The organism is Azonexus sp. (assembly GCF_049652925.1).
GTDB lineage: Bacteria > Pseudomonadota > Gammaproteobacteria > Burkholderiales > Rhodocyclaceae > Azonexus.
The window spans coordinates 286069-304028 of the sequence record NZ_JBASFI010000021.1 but is presented as its reverse complement, the minus strand read 5'-3'; the positions used below and the strand labels follow the sequence as shown (position 1 = coordinate 304028).

Here is a 17960-nt window from a genome sequence, read left to right as displayed (position 1 = left end):
ATGGTGCCGTGCGCCTCGGCTGTAGTAAAGAAACTGGACCAGTCTGCGCGCTCTTGTGAAGCAGACGCAGCAAGCGTCCTAAACGCAAGGACAATTGATAGCGAAAAGAGAATTAGGCTACGTCGATTCATCGCACTAATTGTAGCCGTCTAGCCAAGCTTGAATGACTGGTCTGTGCTTGATTGCAGCCGTGCTGCCTGAGAACTGTAACCGGCTGCAATGGGTCGTGAGTACTCAGTAGCGACTGGCCGCTTCCGGGAATTGGGTTTTTACTGACCGCTTTCCGACCATGAATTCGAAGAGGCAAACTGTCGCAAACCGACGTTTTGCCGACATGGTGGCTACTCGGTAACAGCCGTTCAGCCATACTCAATTTATGCGAGCTGGAATGCTACGAAGCGGCCGTTCTGGATATCTCAATACTGGGCTGCCCGTTGGCCAACACCAGTTCCCTTGAATCGTTTTTTTCGCCTCTGGTATGGCGTTGAATATCTATTCACTTCGCAGCTTGATTGTTATCAAGACTAAATTCTTCCGAAGACAGCCTCAATTGGTGCCTTCATTACCCCTTGATCTTGATCAAAGCAGCAAAGCCAAGGCTTGCGACAGTGCCGATCCTTATTCAAATTTTGAGAGGGTAAAGGGAGTCATGATTTCAACAAAATACAAACGCAGTAGCTTGATGGCATTGCCGCTTCTGGCGGCGCTTGTCCAGTTTGCCTTTGCCGAAACACCGGCCGCGCACGGCGACGGCGCGATGCGCGACTACCAGGCGGCAGGCGGTTCGCCACTGGCTGACGTGAAGATGCATCAGGACATCAATCCGCTAGCGCCCAAGATGTCGGAACCCGAGTTTGATAAAGCCAAGCGCATCTTCTTCGAACGTTGTGCCGGCTGTCACGGGGTGCTGCGCAAGGGCGCAACAGGTAAACCGCTGACCCCGGATATCACCATTGAAAAGGGGCTGGAATATCTGAAGGTCTTCATCAAGTACGGCTCGGCCGGTGGCATGCCGAATTGGGGCACGTCCGGTATTCTGACTGATGATGAAGTCGACCTGATGGCTCGCTACATCCAGCAGACGCCGCCAGCACCGCCGGAATTCGGCCTGAAGGAAATGGAAGCGTCGTGGAAGGTCATCGTTCCCGTTGAACAGCGTCCGAAAAAGAAGATGAACAATCTCAATCTTGAGAACCTGTTCTCGGTGACCCTGCGCGATGCCGGTGAAATCGCCCTGATCGACGGCGACAGCAAGAAGATCGTCAGCATTCTGAACACTGGCTACGCCGTCCATATCTCGCGCATGTCGGCTTCTGGCCGCTACATGTTCGTGATTGGCCGCGACGCCAAGATCAACCTGATCGACCTGTGGATGGAAAAACCGGACACGGTGGCCGAAATCAAGGTCGGCATGGAAGCCCGCTCGGTCGAAAGCTCGAAGGCGAAGGGTTACGAGGACAAGTACGCGATTGCCGGCACCTACTGGCCGCCACAGTTCGTGATCATGGACGGCGATACGCTCAAGCCGCGCAAGATCGTCGCCACCCGCGGCATGACTGTCGGTACCCAGGCTTACCATCCTGAGCCGCGCGTTGCCGCCATCGTTTCCTCGCACTTCAACCCGGAGTTCTTCGTTAATGTGAAGGAAACCGGGATGGTCTATTCGGTTGACTATCGCGACCTGAACAACCTGAAAATCAAGATGATCGAAGCGGCGCCTTTCCTGCATGACGGCGGCTTTGAGTCGACGCATCGCTACTTCATGGATGCGGCCAACGCCTCCAACAAGATTGCGGTCATCGATACCAAGGAAGGCAAGCTGGAGAAACTGGTCGAAGTCGGCAAGACACCGCACCCGGGTCGTGGCGCCAACTTCATTGATCCCAAGTTCGGCCCGGTGTGGGCGACGGGTCACCTCGGTGACGACACGATCGCGCTGATCGGGACCGACCCGAAGAAGCATCCGGACAATGCCTGGAAGGTCGTGCGTAGCCTGAAGGGCCTGGGCGGCGGTTCGCTGTTCCTGAAGACGCATCCGAACTCGAAGAACCTGTGGGTCGATACGACGCTCAATCCGGAACCGAAAGTCAGCCAGTCGGTAGCGGTATGGGACATCAACAACCTCGAAAAGGGTAATGAACTGATTCCGATCGGTGAATGGTCAGGCATCAAGGATGGCCCGAAGCGTATCGTCCAGCCGGAATACAACAAGGCAGGTGACGAAGTGTGGTTCTCTGTCTGGAACGGCAAGGACCAGGAATCGGCAATCGTGGTGGTCGATGACAAGACGCGCAAGCTGAAGGCTGTCATCCGCGATCCGAGACTGGTCACGCCAACCGGCAAGTTCAACGTCTTCAACACGCAGCACGACGTCTACTAAGACTAAAGAGGGGGTATGGCTCCTCCGAGAGAGGAGTTACACCCCCTTTTCTTTTTGCTTAGTATGAGTTCGGGAACAACTTCAGGAAATATTCTCCAATTGAACGCCCGCTTTAACGATCCGTATCGAGCCCGGCGCGAACTGCTCTCCGGCAGCAAGTTCTTTGCCGGACTGCCGCCTGCCCTGCTCAACGAGCTGGTCGAGGCGAGCAGCCTGCTCGAACTGCCGGCCAACCATACACTATACGAAGCAAGCGATCCGATCCGTGAAGCGCACCTGCTGTTCAACGGCAGCGTCAAGCGCAGCACGACCATTCCCGGCGGCGCCACCAAGGTCATCGAACTTGTGCAGAGCGAGCAACTGCTAAGCCTGGGCGAACTATTCGGCGCCACACATTACGCCTCGACTTGTTGCTGCATCACGCAGACCCTGCTGGTGGCCATCGATATTCGCAAACTGCGCGAGGCCACCGAGAAACACCTCGAATTGGGCATGCGCATCATTGCCGCCCTGGCTCGCCGTCAATGCGCGATTGAGTTCGATGTCACCAGTCATCATTATGGCCTGACCGGCGCCCAGCGCTTGCTCGACTACCTGCTTGAATCGGCGGGCGAAAAAGCCAATCTGGCGGGTGAGACCACCGTCGTTCTCAAGGCCAGCAAGAAAGTGATCGCGGCGCGCATTGGCATGACGCCGGAGTCTTTCTCCCGCAACCTGCGCGAACTGAGCGACAACGGCGTTCTTGTCGTCGATGGCCGCAAAGTTCATATCCAGAATGCTGCCCTGCTCGATACGGTAGGCGGCGACAACCGGCAGCGGCTGAGTTTCTGCCGCAAACGTAAAGGCAACGCGCTCGATGCCGAGACCCCGCTGTCGGCTGGCGCGCTGGTCAACATGTGCGGCCGCCTGCGCGTACTTTCGCAGCGTATGGCTATTGCCTGGTGCATGATCGTTTCGGCGATTTCCCCACACAAGGCACTGGTCAAGCTCAACCAGCTGGAGAAGGAATTCGAACGCAACCTGGCCCGTCTAGAAAAGTCCGAACTGGCCGCCGAGTTCGCCGAGAAACTCGTGCTGATCAGGGCTTTGTGGCCGCGCTATCAATACCTGATGCATGGCGACCAGTTATCCGTACAAAAAATTGAAGATGTATTCGAACTGAGCGAGAAGTTGCTTCAAGCAACCGACGCGCTGACTGGCCATGCGGCTGATCTGGGCGAACTCCCCGCGGCGCATTACGTCAACATGGCCGGCCGCAACCGCATGCTGTCGCAGCGTATCGGCAAGTTCTTCCTGTTTCGCGAGTGGCCAAGTCTGGACGAAAAAATTGCCGTGCTGACGCCGCCTTCCTGCCTGGAGTTCGACAGCAACCTGAAGGCCCTGGGAAAAACGGCGAATATCCCGCCGGAAGTCGCCGCCCAGCTTCGGGTAGTCGCCAGCCAATGGCAGAAATTCATCCACACGCTCTGTCCGGATCTCTCCCATGCCGCCAGAACCCAACACGCCCGCCTGGTCATTGCCGAAGGCGAGCGCCTGCTGCGCAGCGTCGACACCACCGTCAAGTTGTTCGAACGGCTGACCAAGTAGCGGAGTCGCCAACGACTCGAAGATACGAAGTCTTGATGTTCATCAATTCGACGCATTGAGCAACGTCAGATTCGGACGGGCTTCGGCAGGCTTTTGATTCCCATCAAAGCGCCAATTTTTCCAACCGCGACATTACGCTCCCGCATTATTTCAACGAAGGGATCATCCAAATGAAAGCTGTCCATATCGCAATGATGTTTGCCGCCGGTCTCGGTATCTCCGGCCAGGTACTGGCCGACGAGGCACTGGCCAAGGCCAAGAACTGCATGTCCTGCCATGCCATCGACAAGAAACTTGTCGGCCCGGCCTACAAGGACGTCGCCGCCATGTACAAGGGCGATGCCGGCGCGGTCGACAAACTGGCCGCCAAGGTCAAGGCCGGTGGCAAGGGCGTCTGGGGTCAAATCCCGATGCCGCCGAACAACGTTACCCCTGACGAAGCGAAGAAGCTCGTTACCTGGATTCTCTCCCAGAAGTAACAAACGCCAGTCTTCAACGAGCAAGCAGCTTCTCGTGTTGTTGGACTAAAACAAGCCGAGAGCCAATAAGCGGAACTCTTCGTAGTTCCGTTTTTTATAGCAGTGATGTCTCTGCACAAGCGCTGCGCAGTTGCCTGTTGCTTCACGTCTCCAAGTCTGTGATCTTCGACGAACTGGATCGTGATCGCGACTATGTATGAAAAGTGCAGGCCGGGATGGCCATGCGCATGCATCAACTCATGCTCAATGTTGAAGCTTATTCCTTGTATTCAGGGAAGCAGCGCATCATTGGATACTTGATGCATGAATTGCCGGAAAGCCGGCTCGATGACGAAAATACGGTTCTCGAACTTCACGTAAATAAAGGGCTAATTGCCTCCCGCCTCAACCAGACGCAAGAATACTTTTCTCGCATCCTTCGCGAATTGAGTGAGCTTGGTCTGATCAAGGTTGAAGGAAGGCGGATACTGATCCCAAGCGTTGACCGCTTGCACAAGTATCAGACGGCGTAGCACCCTACCTACTTATTCTTGCTAATGGCGGCATCTTTTTCCCGAAGAACACGTTCTGTCACGTCTCGTGCCATGGCAACCGAACCAATGACCTTTTCGGATTCGTCGGTTACCAGAGCAAAGCTCATTTCGACATAGATTCTCTCTCCGGATCTACGTTCTGCTCGTGTCAATGTGGGGCGGCCATGTAGGCGTGTAGAACCATTAACCATCGCAGCCTCAAAACCTCGCCAGTGCGCTGGACGAAGGTGTTCAGGAATTATCAGATCCAAGCTTTGGCTGTAAGCCTCGGCAAAGGTATATCCGAACATTGATTCTGCAGCTTGGTTCCAGCGTTCAATCACACCCTCTCGATTGGCGTAGATGAGCGCATCAGAGGTCTGCTCAAGGATTAAATCACTGAGTGAAGAAATTGCTCGCGAATACCCGTCCATAGCGGTCTACCTCAACAATTTACTTCCAACTTAGAAATTTGAACTCTGTAATCGTTCCACCAAGCCTTCTGTGAAACCATCTGGCAATTTCTACTCTTTGTTACTGCTCCCATTGCCGTGAGCTAAGCCAGCTGAATTTTCGAGATCAGTCTGAAATTTTTCGCTCCCAACGCCAACGATTCGCCATGCATACATGACGCTGGTTTCACTGAATTCCAGGCCGGATTCCATATCGAGCCACCACGCGTTGGACTGCGCCCCTGGACCGAGATAGCGCCAGTGGCGCAATTCTCCGCTGCACAATTCGATCACATAAATTCCGTCGTTTTTTGGCTCAAGCATCGGGGAGCGAGAACATCCAACGAGCGTTTTCGCGCCAATATCTACCGGATTGTCATTCTTTGCTGTGATTGCTGGTTTTTGAGCCCGGCGCTACGGCGACTTCATCTCTTCGGCCCTGCTTCTGCACAATGCGTGCATTTTTCGCTGGGTTTGCGAACACGTAGCGACCATAAAGCACACAACCTTTCATTCCAGGGTCACAAGTCTGACCACCAACCTTGTGACACAAGCCATTAATTTCGTGTGGGCAACCCCATGAGCCGGCCATATTCAAGAACTCATCACTGGCGTTTCCGCCGAGTCGATGCCCCAATCGCCCCACTTGTACCAATCGTCTCCGAGCATTTCCGCCGGATGCTGGGTACGACCAGAACCATTGCCGCACTGCAACGAATTCACTGAACAATATTTATCGCAGCCCCAACAAGTCCGTTCAGGATGTTTAGGATGCAACGGAAATTTTTTTGCCATCTCGGGAGATTTGAAAAACACAGGGTCTTTACTCATAACCTCGGCCTTAATATCTGCTCAGTACTTATTATTGACCTGAATATACCTGACAAGATTACTCGGTTATGGGCGCAATCATTTGATTTCACTTAAACAATCCGCGATGTGGCGTTTGCTACACATGGCGAGTTGCAAATTTGTTGCAAGCGCGGGATTTTCGGCGGATATCGTGTCAAGCAGTCGTATGTTTGCTCACCGAATACCGGTCGTACAAGCAGCTCTGAGAAAGCTGCAACTATTGAAATTGGATAGCCACTTGGACCGTCCGCAGATGGCCGGTTGGGCGTGGTCGCGACCGGCCGCTTTGTAGATGTCTAGTCCGTAAAACCAGGGTTTGCCTGACCGTCGGGTCTGGAGAAGGCTGGGTGTCCGCAATGGGCGCGGAGTACGCATTCGCCAGAAATGGAAGCTGTCGTTCGCGACCACTCAAGGTGGAACGGCAGGTAAGCGGCGGATTGCTGCCCGATTGAGCGCCTCAGGCCAATGGCCGTTATGGCCGATTTCCAGCCAAACGAATGAGCCAGAAGTGCAACCGCAACTAATGCCTAACGGCAATGCTGCCGCGCCTTCTTCAGTTTCCGGCACTCCCATGGCGGCATCGGGTCGTCATCCTGCCAAAGCCCAAGGCGTTGCGCCCGAGCCCGGCGCTCGCCTTCTGAATAAGCCTGTCGCTGTGCCTCCGATAACTCGGATGCAAACTGCTCGGCGTACCAGGCATACCCAGCCTCAATCAGGGCTTGGCCGAGATCACGATTGCCCACCCGAACATGGCAGACCTCCCGGTCATGTCGATCCCATTTGTAGCACCAGGCCGTTGTTGGCTTGCCCGCAACCAGTGACTTCAGAAACCCGCGGGCGGATTTCCAATAGGCTTGCCCGGTTTCCGGCGTGTCAGCCCCCGACAAACGAATCACCAAGACACCGCGCTCGGCGGTATCCAGTTTGATCGTGTCGCCATCGTGATTCTTCACGACCTGCCCAGTGACCTCGAACGGCGGATGCGCTCCAGGTTTTGCCAAGGCCAGCGGTGACATCACAAGCATCAGCCAACTAAGGGCAATTTGCCCGAATTTTGTGCAACTCATCAAAACCTTCATCCTGTCAGTAGCTTGCCGCATAGGTCCAGTGGCAACCCACAGAGTTATCCCCAGATTTCGGGGATAAAGGCTCTTTATCAAAGCAAGGGCTGCTGCGGCGTTTTGGCCACCAGATTATCAGCCGGGAAGAGATACAGAAATGCCCGACTATCCGGGGATGGCGCCTGAAGCCAGGCATCGTAATCCTGCTCGTGCAGAATCACGACGGAACGCTTTTCGTCATCGGGTTTATGGAACCGGCGCATGAACGGATGCTGATCGGCATTGATGGTCAGCATCGTGTAGCTGAATGTGACATCCCCTGCCGGATTGCGCCAAGAGGACCACAGACCGGCAATGCCCATCGGTTTTCCGTCGGCGCGGGTAATCCGCGTCGGCACGGCGCGACCGCTCCGCCAGTCGGGTTCATAGATGGCTTCTGCCGGAATGATGCAATGCCGTGCCAAGCGCCAGGCGTCCCGATAGGATGGCTTCTCATGCACGGTCTCTGATCGGGCGTTATAGGTGTTACGGGCAATGGTCGTGTCCTTGGCCCAGTGCGGAATCAGACCGAATGATCCGACCAGCAATTCACGCAAGGGAACCGCCTCATCACCGACGTCGGCAAACTCATGTTTGCGCAGGAAAGGGCCGTGATATCCCGGCCACAGGCTGGGCTTCAGCCCCAAGGGCAGGTCACTTACCCCAAAGAAGCTCTTGAGGCGAGCCGGATCAGTTTGTGGATCGTAGTGGGCGCACATGCAAACCAGCATACCAAAAACAAAAAACCCTCGGGTTTGGACGCCGAGGGTTTCGGGGGACGAAGGAAGTTACTTGGCGGCAGGTGCAGCAGCCGGAGCCGTGACTTCCTTCTTCTCAACCTTGTGGCCATGTTTCTGGGCCTTGCCGTGCTTTTCCACCGGCTTACCTGCTTCAGGCTTGGCTGCTTCGACCTTGACTTCAGCCTTGACCGGTTCAGCGGCCTTCGGCGCTTCCACCTTCTTCTCGGTGGCAGCCGGGGCAGGTGCCGTTACCTTGGCAGCCGGTGCGGCTTGCGGCGCTGGGGCAGCAGTGCCCTGGGCAAAGGAAGCAGACGCAAAACCAGCAGCAACGGTCAGGGCAACGAGGATCTTGGAAACTTGCATTTTGAATCTCCTAAACAGATAGGTTGTTTGTTCGGTTTCAGGTGCTGACAACCATTTGCAGCGCCATGAGCCGAATAACGCTAGTACTGAGCGGTTGGATGTCAGGAGAAACGTAATGCTGTGTATCGGCACGTGACAGAAGCGTTTCGGACTGTTAATTGGCGAACAGACACGCTCTGACTTACCCTGCTACCCATGGCCCAGTGCATTTCATCCGCAGTCCTCAGCGAACTGCTCATCAAGAAAAGCCGCTTCATCGGTTGCGTCCAACCCGTCCCCGACCGGGCAGCTGCACAAGCTATCGTTGCCAGTCTGCGAGCGCAGCATCCAGGTGCCGCGCATGTCTGTTGGGCGTTGATGGCCGGCGGCCATTCAGCGGCGGTCGATGATGGCGAGCCCAGTGGCACTGCTGGCCGGCCGATGCTTGAAGTGCTTCGTCATCAAGACCTCGAGGGCGTTCTGGCTACCGTGGTTCGCTACTACGGTGGTATCCAACTAGGGGCTGGTGGCCTGGTCCGCGCCTACACGGATTGCGTTGCCCAGGCCCTCAAGGGCGCGACCAAAATGCCCATCGTCAAGGTCAGAACCCTACAGTGTTCCGTACCCTACGCTTTTGAGGGGATGCTGCGGCGAGAGATTGATGCGGCGGGAGGCATCTTGCAAAACGTCCAGCATGCAGACCTGGTGGAGTTCGTATTCTCGTTGGCCGATACCGCTGCTGATGCGCTCATTGGTCACCTGAATGAGGCGGGACAGGGTCGAATCATCTGGAGGGATGACGACTAATCCGGGACTCAGAAAGGCGAAAGCCCCGCCGGGGGAGTGCGGGGCTTTCAAGGCGGCCAATTCAGGGAGGGGGAGAGGTGGCCGCCTAGGCTGTTGGGGTTCAGCGCATGTGTGCAATTTACGGGTGCCTCGCCTCAAGCTCAAGTAACCGATTGCAACAGCTGGTATCTGAATGTGCAGCGCGTTCCTGGGATGCGCTTGGCATACAGTATTGCTCCTTGCTGTTTACTGTATAAACTTACAGTATTCAACAAAAGGAGCGAGCCATGATTCGCATTGTCTGCCCCGGCTGTCACAGCCCATTATCCAGCGCCGAACTTGAGCAAGCCACAATTGACGGGCATCTGAGTCTTGTCTGTCCCGAATGCTCGATGGTTCTCCTGACTGAGCCGGTCGATGAGCATCTATCTCAGCAACCAGAAGAAGTGTCGGCGCATGCATGAGCCTATGGCCAGTTTAGGCCCCGGCATCTTCGTCCCTCTCCGTTATGCGCCAAAGCTCTCGCTGCCACTCGATACAGTTAAAGTCTCGGCCGGATTTCCTTCGCCTGCCGCTGACTATGAAGAGTCTCGACTCGATATCAACGAATACCTCGTCCGGAACCCGGTCAGCACCTTCTTCTTCCCCGTCCAGGGCGATTCGATGGAAGGTGCCGAGATTCACGACGGCGATATCCTGGTGGTCGATAAGAGCGTACGAGCCCGCCATGGCCACATCGTCATCGCCTTTATCGACGGTCAGCGGCTGGTGAAACGTCTGCATAACCGCGCCGGCCGCGTTGCCCTGATTGCAGAAAACCCCTGCTACCCAGCGCTTGAAATTCAGGAGGGCATGGAGTTGCTCATTTGGGGCGTGGTCATCGGCAAATTCAAGCGTTTCGGGGTCTGATGTGGCGGTATTCGCCCTGGTCGATTGCAACAACTTCTACGCAAGTTGCGAGAAACTATTCGACCCGAAGCTGAAGGACCGGCCGGTTGTTGTGCTCTCGAACAACGATGGTTGTGTGGTTGCCCGGTCGGCCGAGGTGAAAGCACTTGGCATCCCCATGGGGGTTCCCTGGTTCAAGCTTCGTGATGAGGCCAAGCGTTACGGCATCGTTGCATTCAGCTCGAATTACTCGCTCTACGCGGATTTAAGTAACCGTGTCGTTGAGGTGCTGAGCATGTTCTCCCCGAACATAGAGGTGTACAGCATCGACGAGAGCTTCCTTGAGCTTTCAGGCTTTGAGCGCCTGGGCTACCTAGCCTACGGCGCTGAGATACGGCAGCGTGTTGCTGATTGGCTCGGGCTTGCGGTGTGCGTCGGCATAGGGTCGAGCAAGACACTCGCGAAGCTGGCCAATCATGCAGCGAAGAAGAGTCTGGCCGGTGCGGAGGGCGTATGTGACTTCACAACGATGTCACCGGCCGCACGGGACGCCTTGTTCGAACGCGTTGAAGTGGGTGAGGTCTGGGGCGTCGGACGAAAGATTGAGGCACGCCTTGAGGCGATGGGGATTCGAACTGTTCAGCATCTGAGAGATGCCGATGCCGACCTGATGCGCACCAAGTTCTCTGTCGTGGTTGAGCGGACGGTACGTGAGCTGCGAGGCGTGTCCTGCCTTGACCTGCAAGAAGTCGTTCCGGAGAAGCAGCAAATCATGAGCAGCAGGTCGTTTTGCCAACTGGTCTATGACCTGGCGGAGCTGGAAGAGGCCGTCGCCAGCTACGTTGCCAATGCGTCTGAGAAACTGCGCAACCAGAATTCGCTAGCTGGTGCGGTTCAGGTCTACATCCGCACGAACGTGTTCAAGCCAGAAGCGCCCCAATATCAGCGAGCCGTCACGGTACCGCTGCCTGAAGCAAGTTCAGATACGAGAGTGCTGACTCGCTGGGCGCTGCGGGTACTTCGCCGCATCTACCGGCCTGGCTTTGGCTATCAGAAGGCTGGCATTACGCTGATGGACATTGTGCCGGCCACAAACCAGCAGTTCTCGCTGTTCGCGTCAGGTGGTGCGGTGGACAAGCGTTCGCAAAAACTGATGGGGGTGCTGGACGGTATCAACGGAAGGTACGGTCGGGGCACGATGCGTCTTGCCGCCGAAGGTGTTGAGAAGGCGTGGCAGATGCGTCGAGGTAATCTGTCACCGGGGTACACGACAGACTGGAATGGGTTGGCCGTAGTTCAGGCTAGGTAATCATTTGAGAACCGGGAGAGTCGGTCTGGTTCTAATTTATTGACCTTGTATTTTTTGGTGTGGGTTCTTTCGCTCTTTCTGGATCTTGCTTTGGCGTCTTTGTCTGATCCTGTTCGCGTGCCTCCGTATCCTGCTTGGCCGGATGCTGCTGAGCAGACTTTTTCTCTTGTTGTGTAAATTCGGCCCGATATTGATCGAGACGTGCCTGGTGTGTCTTATCCTCGAAGGTCAGCCTGCTAAAGTGCTTGTCGGCGGCCATGCGGATCATCGAATCCACGAAGGTATCCGTGCCATTGAGCTTGAGGTTTTCGTAGCCGAATTTGCGGGTAGCAAACTCCAGTTGCATCTGCATCGTGGCCGAATCTTCAACCTTGGAAACCACTGAATGCCGCTGGTCGATCAGCAACAGCTTGTCGCCCTGGTAGTAGCTGACATTTCCACTGCGATCGACGCTGCTGGTCATGCCACGCTTTGCCAGTGCTTCACGCGGCAGCATGACTTCCATTGCCTTGTCACCCTGCTTGAATGACTGGTGCTGCTCACCTGTCGTCCGGTTGCCTTCCACTTCCTTGACCTGCTCAGGAGCCATTCGGCGCAAACGCTCAAGTGCAACAAGGTCGCCGCCATTGCTACGTTCAACAAGGAACTCCCTGAAACTGATTTCTTTGTTGAAAGTGCTGTTGCGCTTCTGTGCGGCCTGCGCACGAATCTCTTGCTCGGCAAGGATTTGGCCCATGCGTGAGACAGACAGGGCGTGCTGACGCTCGGCGTAACCTTCCCTGCCCCGCCGCGCATTCTGGTTAATCTCCTGCCGTTCGGCCTTAGCCTCGGCACGGATACCGCGCAAGGCGGCAGTCTGCTGGTCGTAAATTGCTTTGCGCTCGGCTTTGGCGGCGGCAATCTGCTCGCCTTTCCAGCCCTTGAATTGAACCCACAGTTCCCGGTCGGTCACTTGGGCCTGTTCGGGTTCCTTGAAAGGCTCCTGCCGCTGCTGTTGGCCCCACGTCTGGTGCAGGATTGCTTCAGCTTGCGGCCACGCAAGGTGCATTTCCTTGGTCAGAAAATCATTTACGGACAGGCTGCGCCGACCGGCAACAATCTGCTGGCCTTCAACTTTATACAGCCTCGTGTTCAACAAGTGGGATTCCGCCAGGTAGGCCAATAGACGCTGCGGATCGAGTCCGTTCTTGATCTCGGCCATGCGTGGTGCAGCCGACTTTTGTCGGATGTCTTCAATTAAAGACCGGGTAAGCTCCCCGATTTCACTGGATTCACCTTCGAATTCATGGGAAACCTGCTCAATATCCGTCGATTTCAGCTTTGAAATGAGGCTGTTTAGGCCCGCATCGCCTGCTTGATTGCTGTTTCCTCGTCCTCGAAGGCCGTGCACTCGCGAATCGGCGTCTTGATGTCTCGAAACATCGCTCGGCAAAAGAGCACTGGCTGATTCTGATCGTCCATGGCCATGACCCGGTTGTAACAGGTCAGGCAACGGCCCGACGACTGGCCCAGTTCCGTCGCCTCCACGATCCTGGCTGCGGTTTGCCAGGGCGCGGCTGGCCGCACTGTTTCCGTCTGCAAAACTGTCGCCGCCTCGGTTTCGGTCGGGTAATCGATCTCCAAGGTCGCCAGTGCGGCTTCCATATCGAAGTCCTCGTTCGATTTTGTCTGTTTGGTCATAACCATTCTCCAATTCTTCAAAACGGGCTGCGTGTTTCTTGTAGAACTTTGCCTCGCGGCCATTCAGAATTGCCAGCCGTTCATCGGCCGGCATGTCCTTAGTGATTTTGTATCTGCGCTGCCGATCATCGGATCCGGCCCAACGCATTTCCTTGGCGCCGTATTTGTTCCAGTCCGCCATGCGCTTCTGCCACTGGGTCTGCTCACCCTCGGCCTGCAATCCGTATCCGGTCGTGCGCTCGGGAACGTCACGATATTGCTTCGCTTTGCCGGCCACCGGGCGTTGCCCTGGTGCATCCTTGAAGTAGTCGGCGCGGTAGTGGTTTTCGCGGAAGTTGATCCCCTTCTCCGCACCCGCCGGTTTCAGCCACAGATACTCATTGGCCTTGCCCGCATTACGCACCTGAACCTCGCCATGCTCGGCAAGCTGCTGACGAAATGAATCAAAGCTGGCCGCCTTCTGAGCAATACCCGCAGCCCATTCCTTGACTGACTTGGTGGGCTGCAAGGAGGGGAATTCGTCGCCCTTGTGCTGCTCAAGCACCTCACCTTTACCGCCGGACACACGCGGGTTGTCTTTCGGAGATTGCAGGTTGTACTTCTCGTTGATGTACTCCTGAAACGCCTCCAGCCAGTGCAAATTGACTTGGTGGATCCCAATCGGGTTTTCGTGCGTGCCAGTCACAAGATTGATCTTGGGAACGGCGTAGTGGATATGCGCCAACCGATCCTTGACGATCTCGCCTGTTTGCGCATTGATCTCTTGCTTGATGCGCGGCTGATGAGCCTCGCCATAGATGTAAATTTCTTCCCCGCCATTTGGAAATGCTGCCGTCAGGAATTGATGAAATTCAGCATCGATCTGGCGCAGAACATCATCTGGAATATAGTCTTCGCCGAACGCCAGAGTAATGTGCAAATACTTCTCGCCGTCCGTTTCCATCGACTCAACGATGCGCTCGAATTCGTCCAGATCGCCACGCAATACCAATCGGCGGTCAAGGTCGTCGCGATCTTCTTCGCGCCCCGCTTTTCGGCCCCGCTCCATATATTCCGCGAAGCCACCCCGCCCGCCGCCGACTCGGATCAACATTTAGTTTTACTCGACATCATTTTGCACATCCTTTTGCACCTCAATTGCGGCAATGAATTCACGCTTGATGGCACGCAATTGAACCAGCGCAGCAACCACCAACCGTTCATCAATATGCTTCGATTTGGCCGCACGATTAAGCGAGTGCGCAATCTGGTTCAGGTTGTTGCCGGCCTTCCGGATCTGGAAAGCGGCGCCACGAAAATCAGGAAGCGTCTGCGGCTTAACCGGCTTGTAGTTGATCTTCGTGTCCGTGCCAAGCAAGGTCGCCCGAAACAAATCTGCGCGGCTCCAACCTGATTCATCACAGCGTTTCTCGAAACGATTTGCTTCAACTTCTGTCACCCGAAATGCAATCGTCTTCGTCAGCTTCTCACCATACGGCCGCTGCGGCGCCTGCACATCAATTGCGCTCACTTTCTTAGCCTTGCGAACACTCTTCTTGGCAGACATCAATCAAACCTCACACGAAACCTGTTGTTTAGCCGCGTTAGCGGCGTTGGATTCAAAGGGGAACCCTTTGGCACGAATCCAGCTCGCCATTATCGTTAGATAATTGCAAACTGGAATAACGTGCCTATTTATAACATTATGAGATTCAACTGTCATCTAAATTAATTAATAAACACATCATATATAAATCTTATTCAATTCACCCATCTTCTAAATTAATTAATAAACACATCATATACAAATATTATTCAAATCATACTTCCTTATATCAACCTCATCTACACTTCACTTTTTATACAAGTTTATATTTACATCGCTTCATTAAGCAGATAAATTAATCACATACTTCAATAATTCAGAGTTTCACGATGAAAAAAGGCGATCTATTAGCACTTCTGAAGGAATCCGAAGCAGTGGATTCACGCTCCCTTGCAGGCAAAGTTAGAGATCACATTGAGGATATTGAGGAAGCACTTCAGGCCGGCTTCAAGCGCTCCGCGATTGTTGCAGCCCTGAACAAAAAAGGAATTGAAGTAACTGTTAGACAGTTAGAACAGATTTTATACAGACAGCGGCGTAAAACGGCCGAGAATAGATATATACCAGGCGGCATGACCGAAACCGTGCACAAACCCGAAGCAAAGCCGGCGCAAACGCCGACTAAAGCAACAGTTGAATATTCAAGCTCTAAATCTGGCGCCGCGCTATTTGGCCAACAAACCAAGACGACGCATTTACCAGATGCTAACTTGAGCATAACCAATTCGGAGAATGGACATGAATGAGTTTCACATCATCGCCCAAGCAAAGGGCGGCGTCGGTAAGTCACTGGTATCGTCTATCGTTGGTCAATTTAAACGCGATCATCAACAAGTGCCGACAATATGTGTTGATATTGACCCACTTAACAATACGTTCTCGCAGTTCAAAAGCCTTGAAGTTGGCTTCGTTGATGTCACGGAAAACGGCAAGGAAATCGTACCGACCAAGTTCGATACCATGATCAATGCCGTAGCAGATAACGAGTCTGATTTTGTTGTCGATTCGGGGGCATCCGTCTTCATTTCATTGATGCGCTACTTGAACCAGGATCGGATCCTTTCTGGCCTTGCTGAAGACCTGAATAAAAAGGTGTTCGTGCATACGATTATCGTTGGCGGTCAAGCCAAGAAATTCACGTTGGATGGCCTCGCGTACCTCCTGAACGAAGTACCGAATCACCCCAACGTCAAAATCGTTGTTTGGATCAACGAGCACTTCGGCCCTGTCGAAATCGACAGTCAGCCGATTGAGAATCTCAAAATCGTTGCTGATGCGAAGGATCGAATGGCTGGATTTATTACCTTGCACACGAACGATTCAGATGCCTTCAACATCGAGTTCGAGCAATACACAACGAACCATCAGACGCTCAATGATGTGCTCTCGGACAATCCAACCTTTGCATCAAAACGCCGCATCGATCGATTCATGAAAGATGTATTCGGCCAACTAGAGATCGTTGTAGGCGGATAACCAAAATGAGCCTCGATACTCAAATGATTGAGCGCCTCAGGACGGTAATCTTCGATAAAACACGCCTCAAGATTGCCGCCGACGATCCGATTTTTGAGATCGTCGCGCTCAATAATGAAGTTCTGAATGACGGCATTGCTCGCCTCGTTGAGCAACTGGACAGATCGACGGCAGAGTTCAACAAGCATGCCGCCACTTGCACCAAGCAGAAGAAAATTGAGATTCACGAAGCAGCCATAAATGCAGTACGCAGCATCCTGACGGTTGAGCTTTCGAATCTGAACAAATCGATCATTAGGGCCACTGAGCAGCTTTCGTCCAACCGCAGTGAAACCCACAAATGGGTGATTTCGGTCGCGACCATTGCCAGCCTGATCGGCGGCCTTGTTGCACTGGTGGTGGACAAATTCCCGCACCTAATTTGAGGATACAAATACGTTAAAAAAATTCACCGAGAAGCAGATTTACAGGATCGCCGAAGCCCTGCGTAAAGCCGAACCCAAAGAGCGCCCTCTTACTCGCGCCGAAGCCTTGGCGAAACTGTCTGACGAGATCAAGTCCGCAAAAGCGCGCGGCCTGATGCTCGCGGAAATTGCCGATTTGTTGGGTAAAGGCGGGATGGAAGTGAGCGAAACGAGCATCAAACGTGCGATTGCCACCCCGAAAAAAACCGCGGAGGCCTAATCGTGGATACACAGTACATTGTGTTGAAGGATAGGAAGAATAGTTTTGGCAACCCAGTCTTGATCAACTCTCATCCTAGTTTGGCACTGCCGATTTATCGTTGTTCCATCGTTTTTGACACAAGGGGCAAGGAGTCAGAGCATCCACTCGCACACCTAGAGAGATTCATTGATTTCCTTGAATACTCGCCCCGCAAATTTAACGTGATTTGCATAGCCAAAGTAACGGAAGAAGCCGAAACCCTTGAGGAAGAAATATCCTTAGACGAGGCAGAACTGGCCGATCTGCCAGACCTTTTAGCTTTAAAGCAACCAGAAATCCTCATGTTCTTCAATTCATCGATCAGGGAACTTAACATTGTTGAAAATCCGCTTACTGGCGAGACTGAGTTTAGCAATGAATTCTTGCTGAATGCACTGCAATACACCAAATCGGTGATTTTTGACTGCAAGGTGGCCGGATTGGTTGTTCCCAATGAAAATCGGCGCCGGCTGGCGCCGATTTTCCCCATGTTGTTCATGGGTTGCAGCTAAATGATCGTAATCACAAAGTGCTTCATCAAGCACGACACACTCAACAGGAACGATTAGGCATCATCAGATGGTTAATAGTCGCCTAGTACTGATCGTGCTACAACCGAGTGGTGCATGCCCTTAAATTCTAAGCATTCATATACTTGAATGTGCGCCAAACCACATCAAAAAACTTTTGAACGTCCGATTTGACCGGGAGTGTCAGAATTTCTGGGTGTGAGGCAGGAAGCGACTTTTCCACGGTGACGTTGGCCGCAGGTCCCTTCAGACCGGAGGCCGACGGCGCGGTGGGAAAGTCGGTAGTCATTTTATCCGCATGCGGCTTCAAAACGTTCAGCGTAGAGTGCCTCCTTCCACTCCTTGGCTGCTCGTCTCCAATTGGCCGTGATGTTGCGCAAGGCCAGCCAGATCAACTTCGTGGCGGCATCGTCACTCAGAAGTGCCCGCGGGTCTTGATGATCTTGCACAGCCGGGCTTTCATGCTCTAAGGCAGACGCTGTAGGCTTTGGTCATCTGGATTGGTGTTCCAATTGTCGTGGTGGCGGAAATCTTTGGCTGTGTTGTCGTGCCACGAC

General features: G+C 54.0%; 20 protein-coding genes and 1 pseudogene. 12 read left to right on the top strand and 9 right to left on the bottom strand.

Going from position 1 to position 17960, the window contains the following annotated elements; translation table 11 throughout:
- The first annotated feature begins 649 nt into the window (after nt 1-649).
- The 4 genes from WBK19_RS11150 to WBK19_RS11135 all read left to right on the top strand — a co-directional run bounded on the left by WBK19_RS11150 (nt 650) and on the right by WBK19_RS11135 (nt 4958).
- On the top strand, nt 650-2380 hold the full coding sequence (locus WBK19_RS11150) for a cytochrome D1 domain-containing protein (RefSeq protein ID WP_511289684.1): 1731 nt from the start codon (nt 650-652) through the stop codon (nt 2378-2380).
- Between the two features lie 99 nt (nt 2381-2479).
- Complete coding sequence (locus WBK19_RS11145; RefSeq protein ID WP_511289682.1) at nt 2480-3967, top strand: helix-turn-helix domain-containing protein; 1488 nt, start codon at nt 2480-2482, stop codon at nt 3965-3967.
- 170 nt (nt 3968-4137) lie between these two features.
- The gene (locus tag WBK19_RS11140) at nt 4138-4446 is read left to right on the top strand and encodes a c-type cytochrome (protein WP_511289680.1); all 309 of its coding nucleotides are present in this window, start codon (nt 4138-4140) and stop codon (nt 4444-4446) included.
- 215 nt (nt 4447-4661) lie between these two features.
- Complete coding sequence (locus WBK19_RS11135; RefSeq protein WP_511289678.1) at nt 4662-4958, top strand: Crp/Fnr family transcriptional regulator; 297 nt, start codon at nt 4662-4664, stop codon at nt 4956-4958.
- A gap of 8 nt (nt 4959-4966) precedes the next feature.
- Here WBK19_RS11135 and WBK19_RS11130 read toward each other — a convergent pair whose 3' ends face one another.
- The 6 genes from WBK19_RS11130 to WBK19_RS11105 form a co-directional block, all read right to left on the bottom strand.
- A complete protein-coding gene (locus WBK19_RS11130; RefSeq protein WP_494649236.1) occupies nt 4967-5392 on the bottom strand; it encodes a PAS domain-containing protein in 426 nt (141 codons plus the stop codon).
- A 90-nt stretch (nt 5393-5482) separates the two neighbouring features.
- Nucleotides 5483-5734, bottom strand: a complete 252-nt coding sequence (locus WBK19_RS11125; protein WP_511289676.1) for a hypothetical protein — start codon at nt 5732-5734, stop codon at nt 5483-5485.
- A gap of 270 nt (nt 5735-6004) precedes the next feature.
- Nucleotides 6005-6205, bottom strand: a complete 201-nt coding sequence (locus WBK19_RS11120) for a DUF3079 domain-containing protein (RefSeq protein WP_153151425.1) — start codon at nt 6203-6205, stop codon at nt 6005-6007.
- A 584-nt stretch (nt 6206-6789) separates the two neighbouring features.
- Nucleotides 6790-7278, bottom strand: coding sequence for a thermonuclease family protein (locus tag WBK19_RS11115; protein ID WP_511289674.1), 489 nt, complete (start codon nt 7276-7278; stop codon nt 6790-6792).
- A 140-nt stretch (nt 7279-7418) separates the two neighbouring features.
- Complete coding sequence (locus tag WBK19_RS11110; RefSeq protein ID WP_511289672.1) at nt 7419-8081, bottom strand: SOS response-associated peptidase; 663 nt, start codon at nt 8079-8081, stop codon at nt 7419-7421.
- A gap of 69 nt (nt 8082-8150) precedes the next feature.
- Nucleotides 8151-8465: an amine oxidase gene (locus tag WBK19_RS11105; protein ID WP_511289670.1), complete on the bottom strand. Its 315-nt coding sequence runs from the start codon at nt 8463-8465 to the stop codon at nt 8151-8153.
- A 195-nt stretch (nt 8466-8660) separates the two neighbouring features.
- Between WBK19_RS11105 and WBK19_RS11100 the strand changes: the two genes are divergently transcribed.
- From WBK19_RS11100 to WBK19_RS11090, 3 genes are all read left to right on the top strand, one after another.
- Nucleotides 8661-9251, top strand: a complete 591-nt coding sequence (locus WBK19_RS11100) for an IMPACT family protein (RefSeq protein ID WP_511289668.1) — start codon at nt 8661-8663, stop codon at nt 9249-9251.
- Between the two features lie 396 nt (nt 9252-9647).
- A complete protein-coding gene (locus WBK19_RS11095) occupies nt 9648-10139 on the top strand; it encodes a LexA family protein (protein ID WP_511289666.1) in 492 nt (163 codons plus the stop codon).
- Between the two features lies 1 nt (nt 10140).
- Nucleotides 10141-11427 carry a Y-family DNA polymerase gene (locus tag WBK19_RS11090; protein ID WP_511289664.1) on the top strand — a complete coding sequence of 429 codons (1287 nt, stop codon included), beginning with the start codon at nt 10141-10143 and terminating at the stop codon, nt 11425-11427.
- A 31-nt stretch (nt 11428-11458) separates the two neighbouring features.
- Here the strand turns inward: WBK19_RS11090 and WBK19_RS11085 are convergent, their stop codons facing one another.
- Together WBK19_RS11085 and WBK19_RS11080 are read right to left on the bottom strand one after the other, a co-directional pair.
- Entirely contained in the window at nt 11459-14200 is a 2742-nt protein-coding gene (locus WBK19_RS11085) for an LPD7 domain-containing protein (RefSeq protein WP_511289662.1), read from the bottom strand.
- Between the two features lie 6 nt (nt 14201-14206).
- Nucleotides 14207-14653, bottom strand: coding sequence for a plasmid mobilization protein (locus WBK19_RS11080; protein ID WP_511289660.1), 447 nt, complete (start codon nt 14651-14653; stop codon nt 14207-14209).
- Nucleotides 14654-15021: 368 nt separating this feature from the next.
- Between WBK19_RS11080 and WBK19_RS11075 the strand changes: the two genes are divergently transcribed.
- From WBK19_RS11075 to WBK19_RS11055, 5 genes are all read left to right on the top strand, one after another.
- Entirely contained in the window at nt 15022-15438 is a 417-nt protein-coding gene (locus WBK19_RS11075) for a hypothetical protein (protein ID WP_511289658.1), read from the top strand.
- On the top strand, nt 15431-16168 hold the full coding sequence (locus WBK19_RS11070) for a P-loop NTPase family protein (protein WP_511289656.1): 738 nt from the start codon (nt 15431-15433) through the stop codon (nt 16166-16168). Before WBK19_RS11075 ends, WBK19_RS11070 begins: the two co-directional genes overlap by 8 nt.
- A 5-nt stretch (nt 16169-16173) precedes the next feature.
- Nucleotides 16174-16593, top strand: coding sequence for a hypothetical protein (locus WBK19_RS11065; RefSeq protein WP_511289654.1), 420 nt, complete (start codon nt 16174-16176; stop codon nt 16591-16593).
- A 106-nt stretch (nt 16594-16699) separates the two neighbouring features.
- The gene (locus WBK19_RS11060; protein ID WP_511289652.1) at nt 16700-16852 is read left to right on the top strand and encodes a hypothetical protein; all 153 of its coding nucleotides are present in this window, start codon (nt 16700-16702) and stop codon (nt 16850-16852) included.
- Nucleotides 16853-16854: 2 nt separating this feature from the next.
- The gene (locus WBK19_RS11055) at nt 16855-17385 is read left to right on the top strand and encodes a hypothetical protein (RefSeq protein WP_511289650.1); all 531 of its coding nucleotides are present in this window, start codon (nt 16855-16857) and stop codon (nt 17383-17385) included.
- A 308-nt stretch (nt 17386-17693) separates the two neighbouring features.
- Here the strand turns inward: WBK19_RS11055 and WBK19_RS11050 are convergent.
- Nucleotides 17694-17869, bottom strand: a pseudogene (locus WBK19_RS11050) (IS256 family transposase); the annotation flags it as partial.
- Between the last annotated feature and the right edge of the window lie 91 nt (nt 17870-17960).

Bases quoted from the DNA above. Each gene is read 5' to 3' on its own strand.
- WBK19_RS11150 (WP_511289684.1), top strand. From the start codon at position 650: ATGATTTCAACAAAATACAAACGCAGTAGCTTGATGGCATTGCCGCTT.
- WBK19_RS11140 (WP_511289680.1), top strand. From the start codon at position 4,138: ATGAAAGCTGTCCATATCGCAATGATGTTTGCCGCCGGTCTCGGTATC.
- WBK19_RS11135 (WP_511289678.1), top strand. From the start codon at position 4,662: ATGGCCATGCGCATGCATCAACTCATGCTCAATGTTGAAGCTTATTCC.
- WBK19_RS11130 (WP_494649236.1), bottom strand. From the start codon at position 5,392: ATGGACGGGTATTCGCGAGCAATTTCTTCACTCAGTGATTTAATCCTT.
- WBK19_RS11125 (WP_511289676.1), bottom strand. From the start codon at position 5,734: ATGCTTGAGCCAAAAAACGACGGAATTTATGTGATCGAATTGTGCAGC.
- WBK19_RS11120 (WP_153151425.1), bottom strand. From the start codon at position 6,205: ATGGCAAAAAAATTTCCGTTGCATCCTAAACATCCTGAACGGACTTGT.
- WBK19_RS11115 (WP_511289674.1), bottom strand. From the start codon at position 7,278: ATGTCACCGCTGGCCTTGGCAAAACCTGGAGCGCATCCGCCGTTCGAG.
- WBK19_RS11110 (WP_511289672.1), bottom strand. From the start codon at position 8,081: ATGTGCGCCCACTACGATCCACAAACTGATCCGGCTCGCCTCAAGAGC.
- WBK19_RS11105 (WP_511289670.1), bottom strand. From the start codon at position 8,465: ATGCAAGTTTCCAAGATCCTCGTTGCCCTGACCGTTGCTGCTGGTTTT.
- WBK19_RS11100 (WP_511289668.1), top strand. From the start codon at position 8,661: ATGGCCCAGTGCATTTCATCCGCAGTCCTCAGCGAACTGCTCATCAAG.
- WBK19_RS11095 (WP_511289666.1), top strand. From the start codon at position 9,648: ATGAGCATCTATCTCAGCAACCAGAAGAAGTGTCGGCGCATGCATGAG.
- WBK19_RS11085 (WP_511289662.1), bottom strand. From the start codon at position 14,200: ATGTTGATCCGAGTCGGCGGCGGGCGGGGTGGCTTCGCGGAATATATG.
- WBK19_RS11080 (WP_511289660.1), bottom strand. From the start codon at position 14,653: ATGTCTGCCAAGAAGAGTGTTCGCAAGGCTAAGAAAGTGAGCGCAATT.
- WBK19_RS11075 (WP_511289658.1), top strand. From the start codon at position 15,022: ATGAAAAAAGGCGATCTATTAGCACTTCTGAAGGAATCCGAAGCAGTG.
- WBK19_RS11070 (WP_511289656.1), top strand. From the start codon at position 15,431: ATGAATGAGTTTCACATCATCGCCCAAGCAAAGGGCGGCGTCGGTAAG.
- WBK19_RS11065 (WP_511289654.1), top strand. From the start codon at position 16,174: ATGAGCCTCGATACTCAAATGATTGAGCGCCTCAGGACGGTAATCTTC.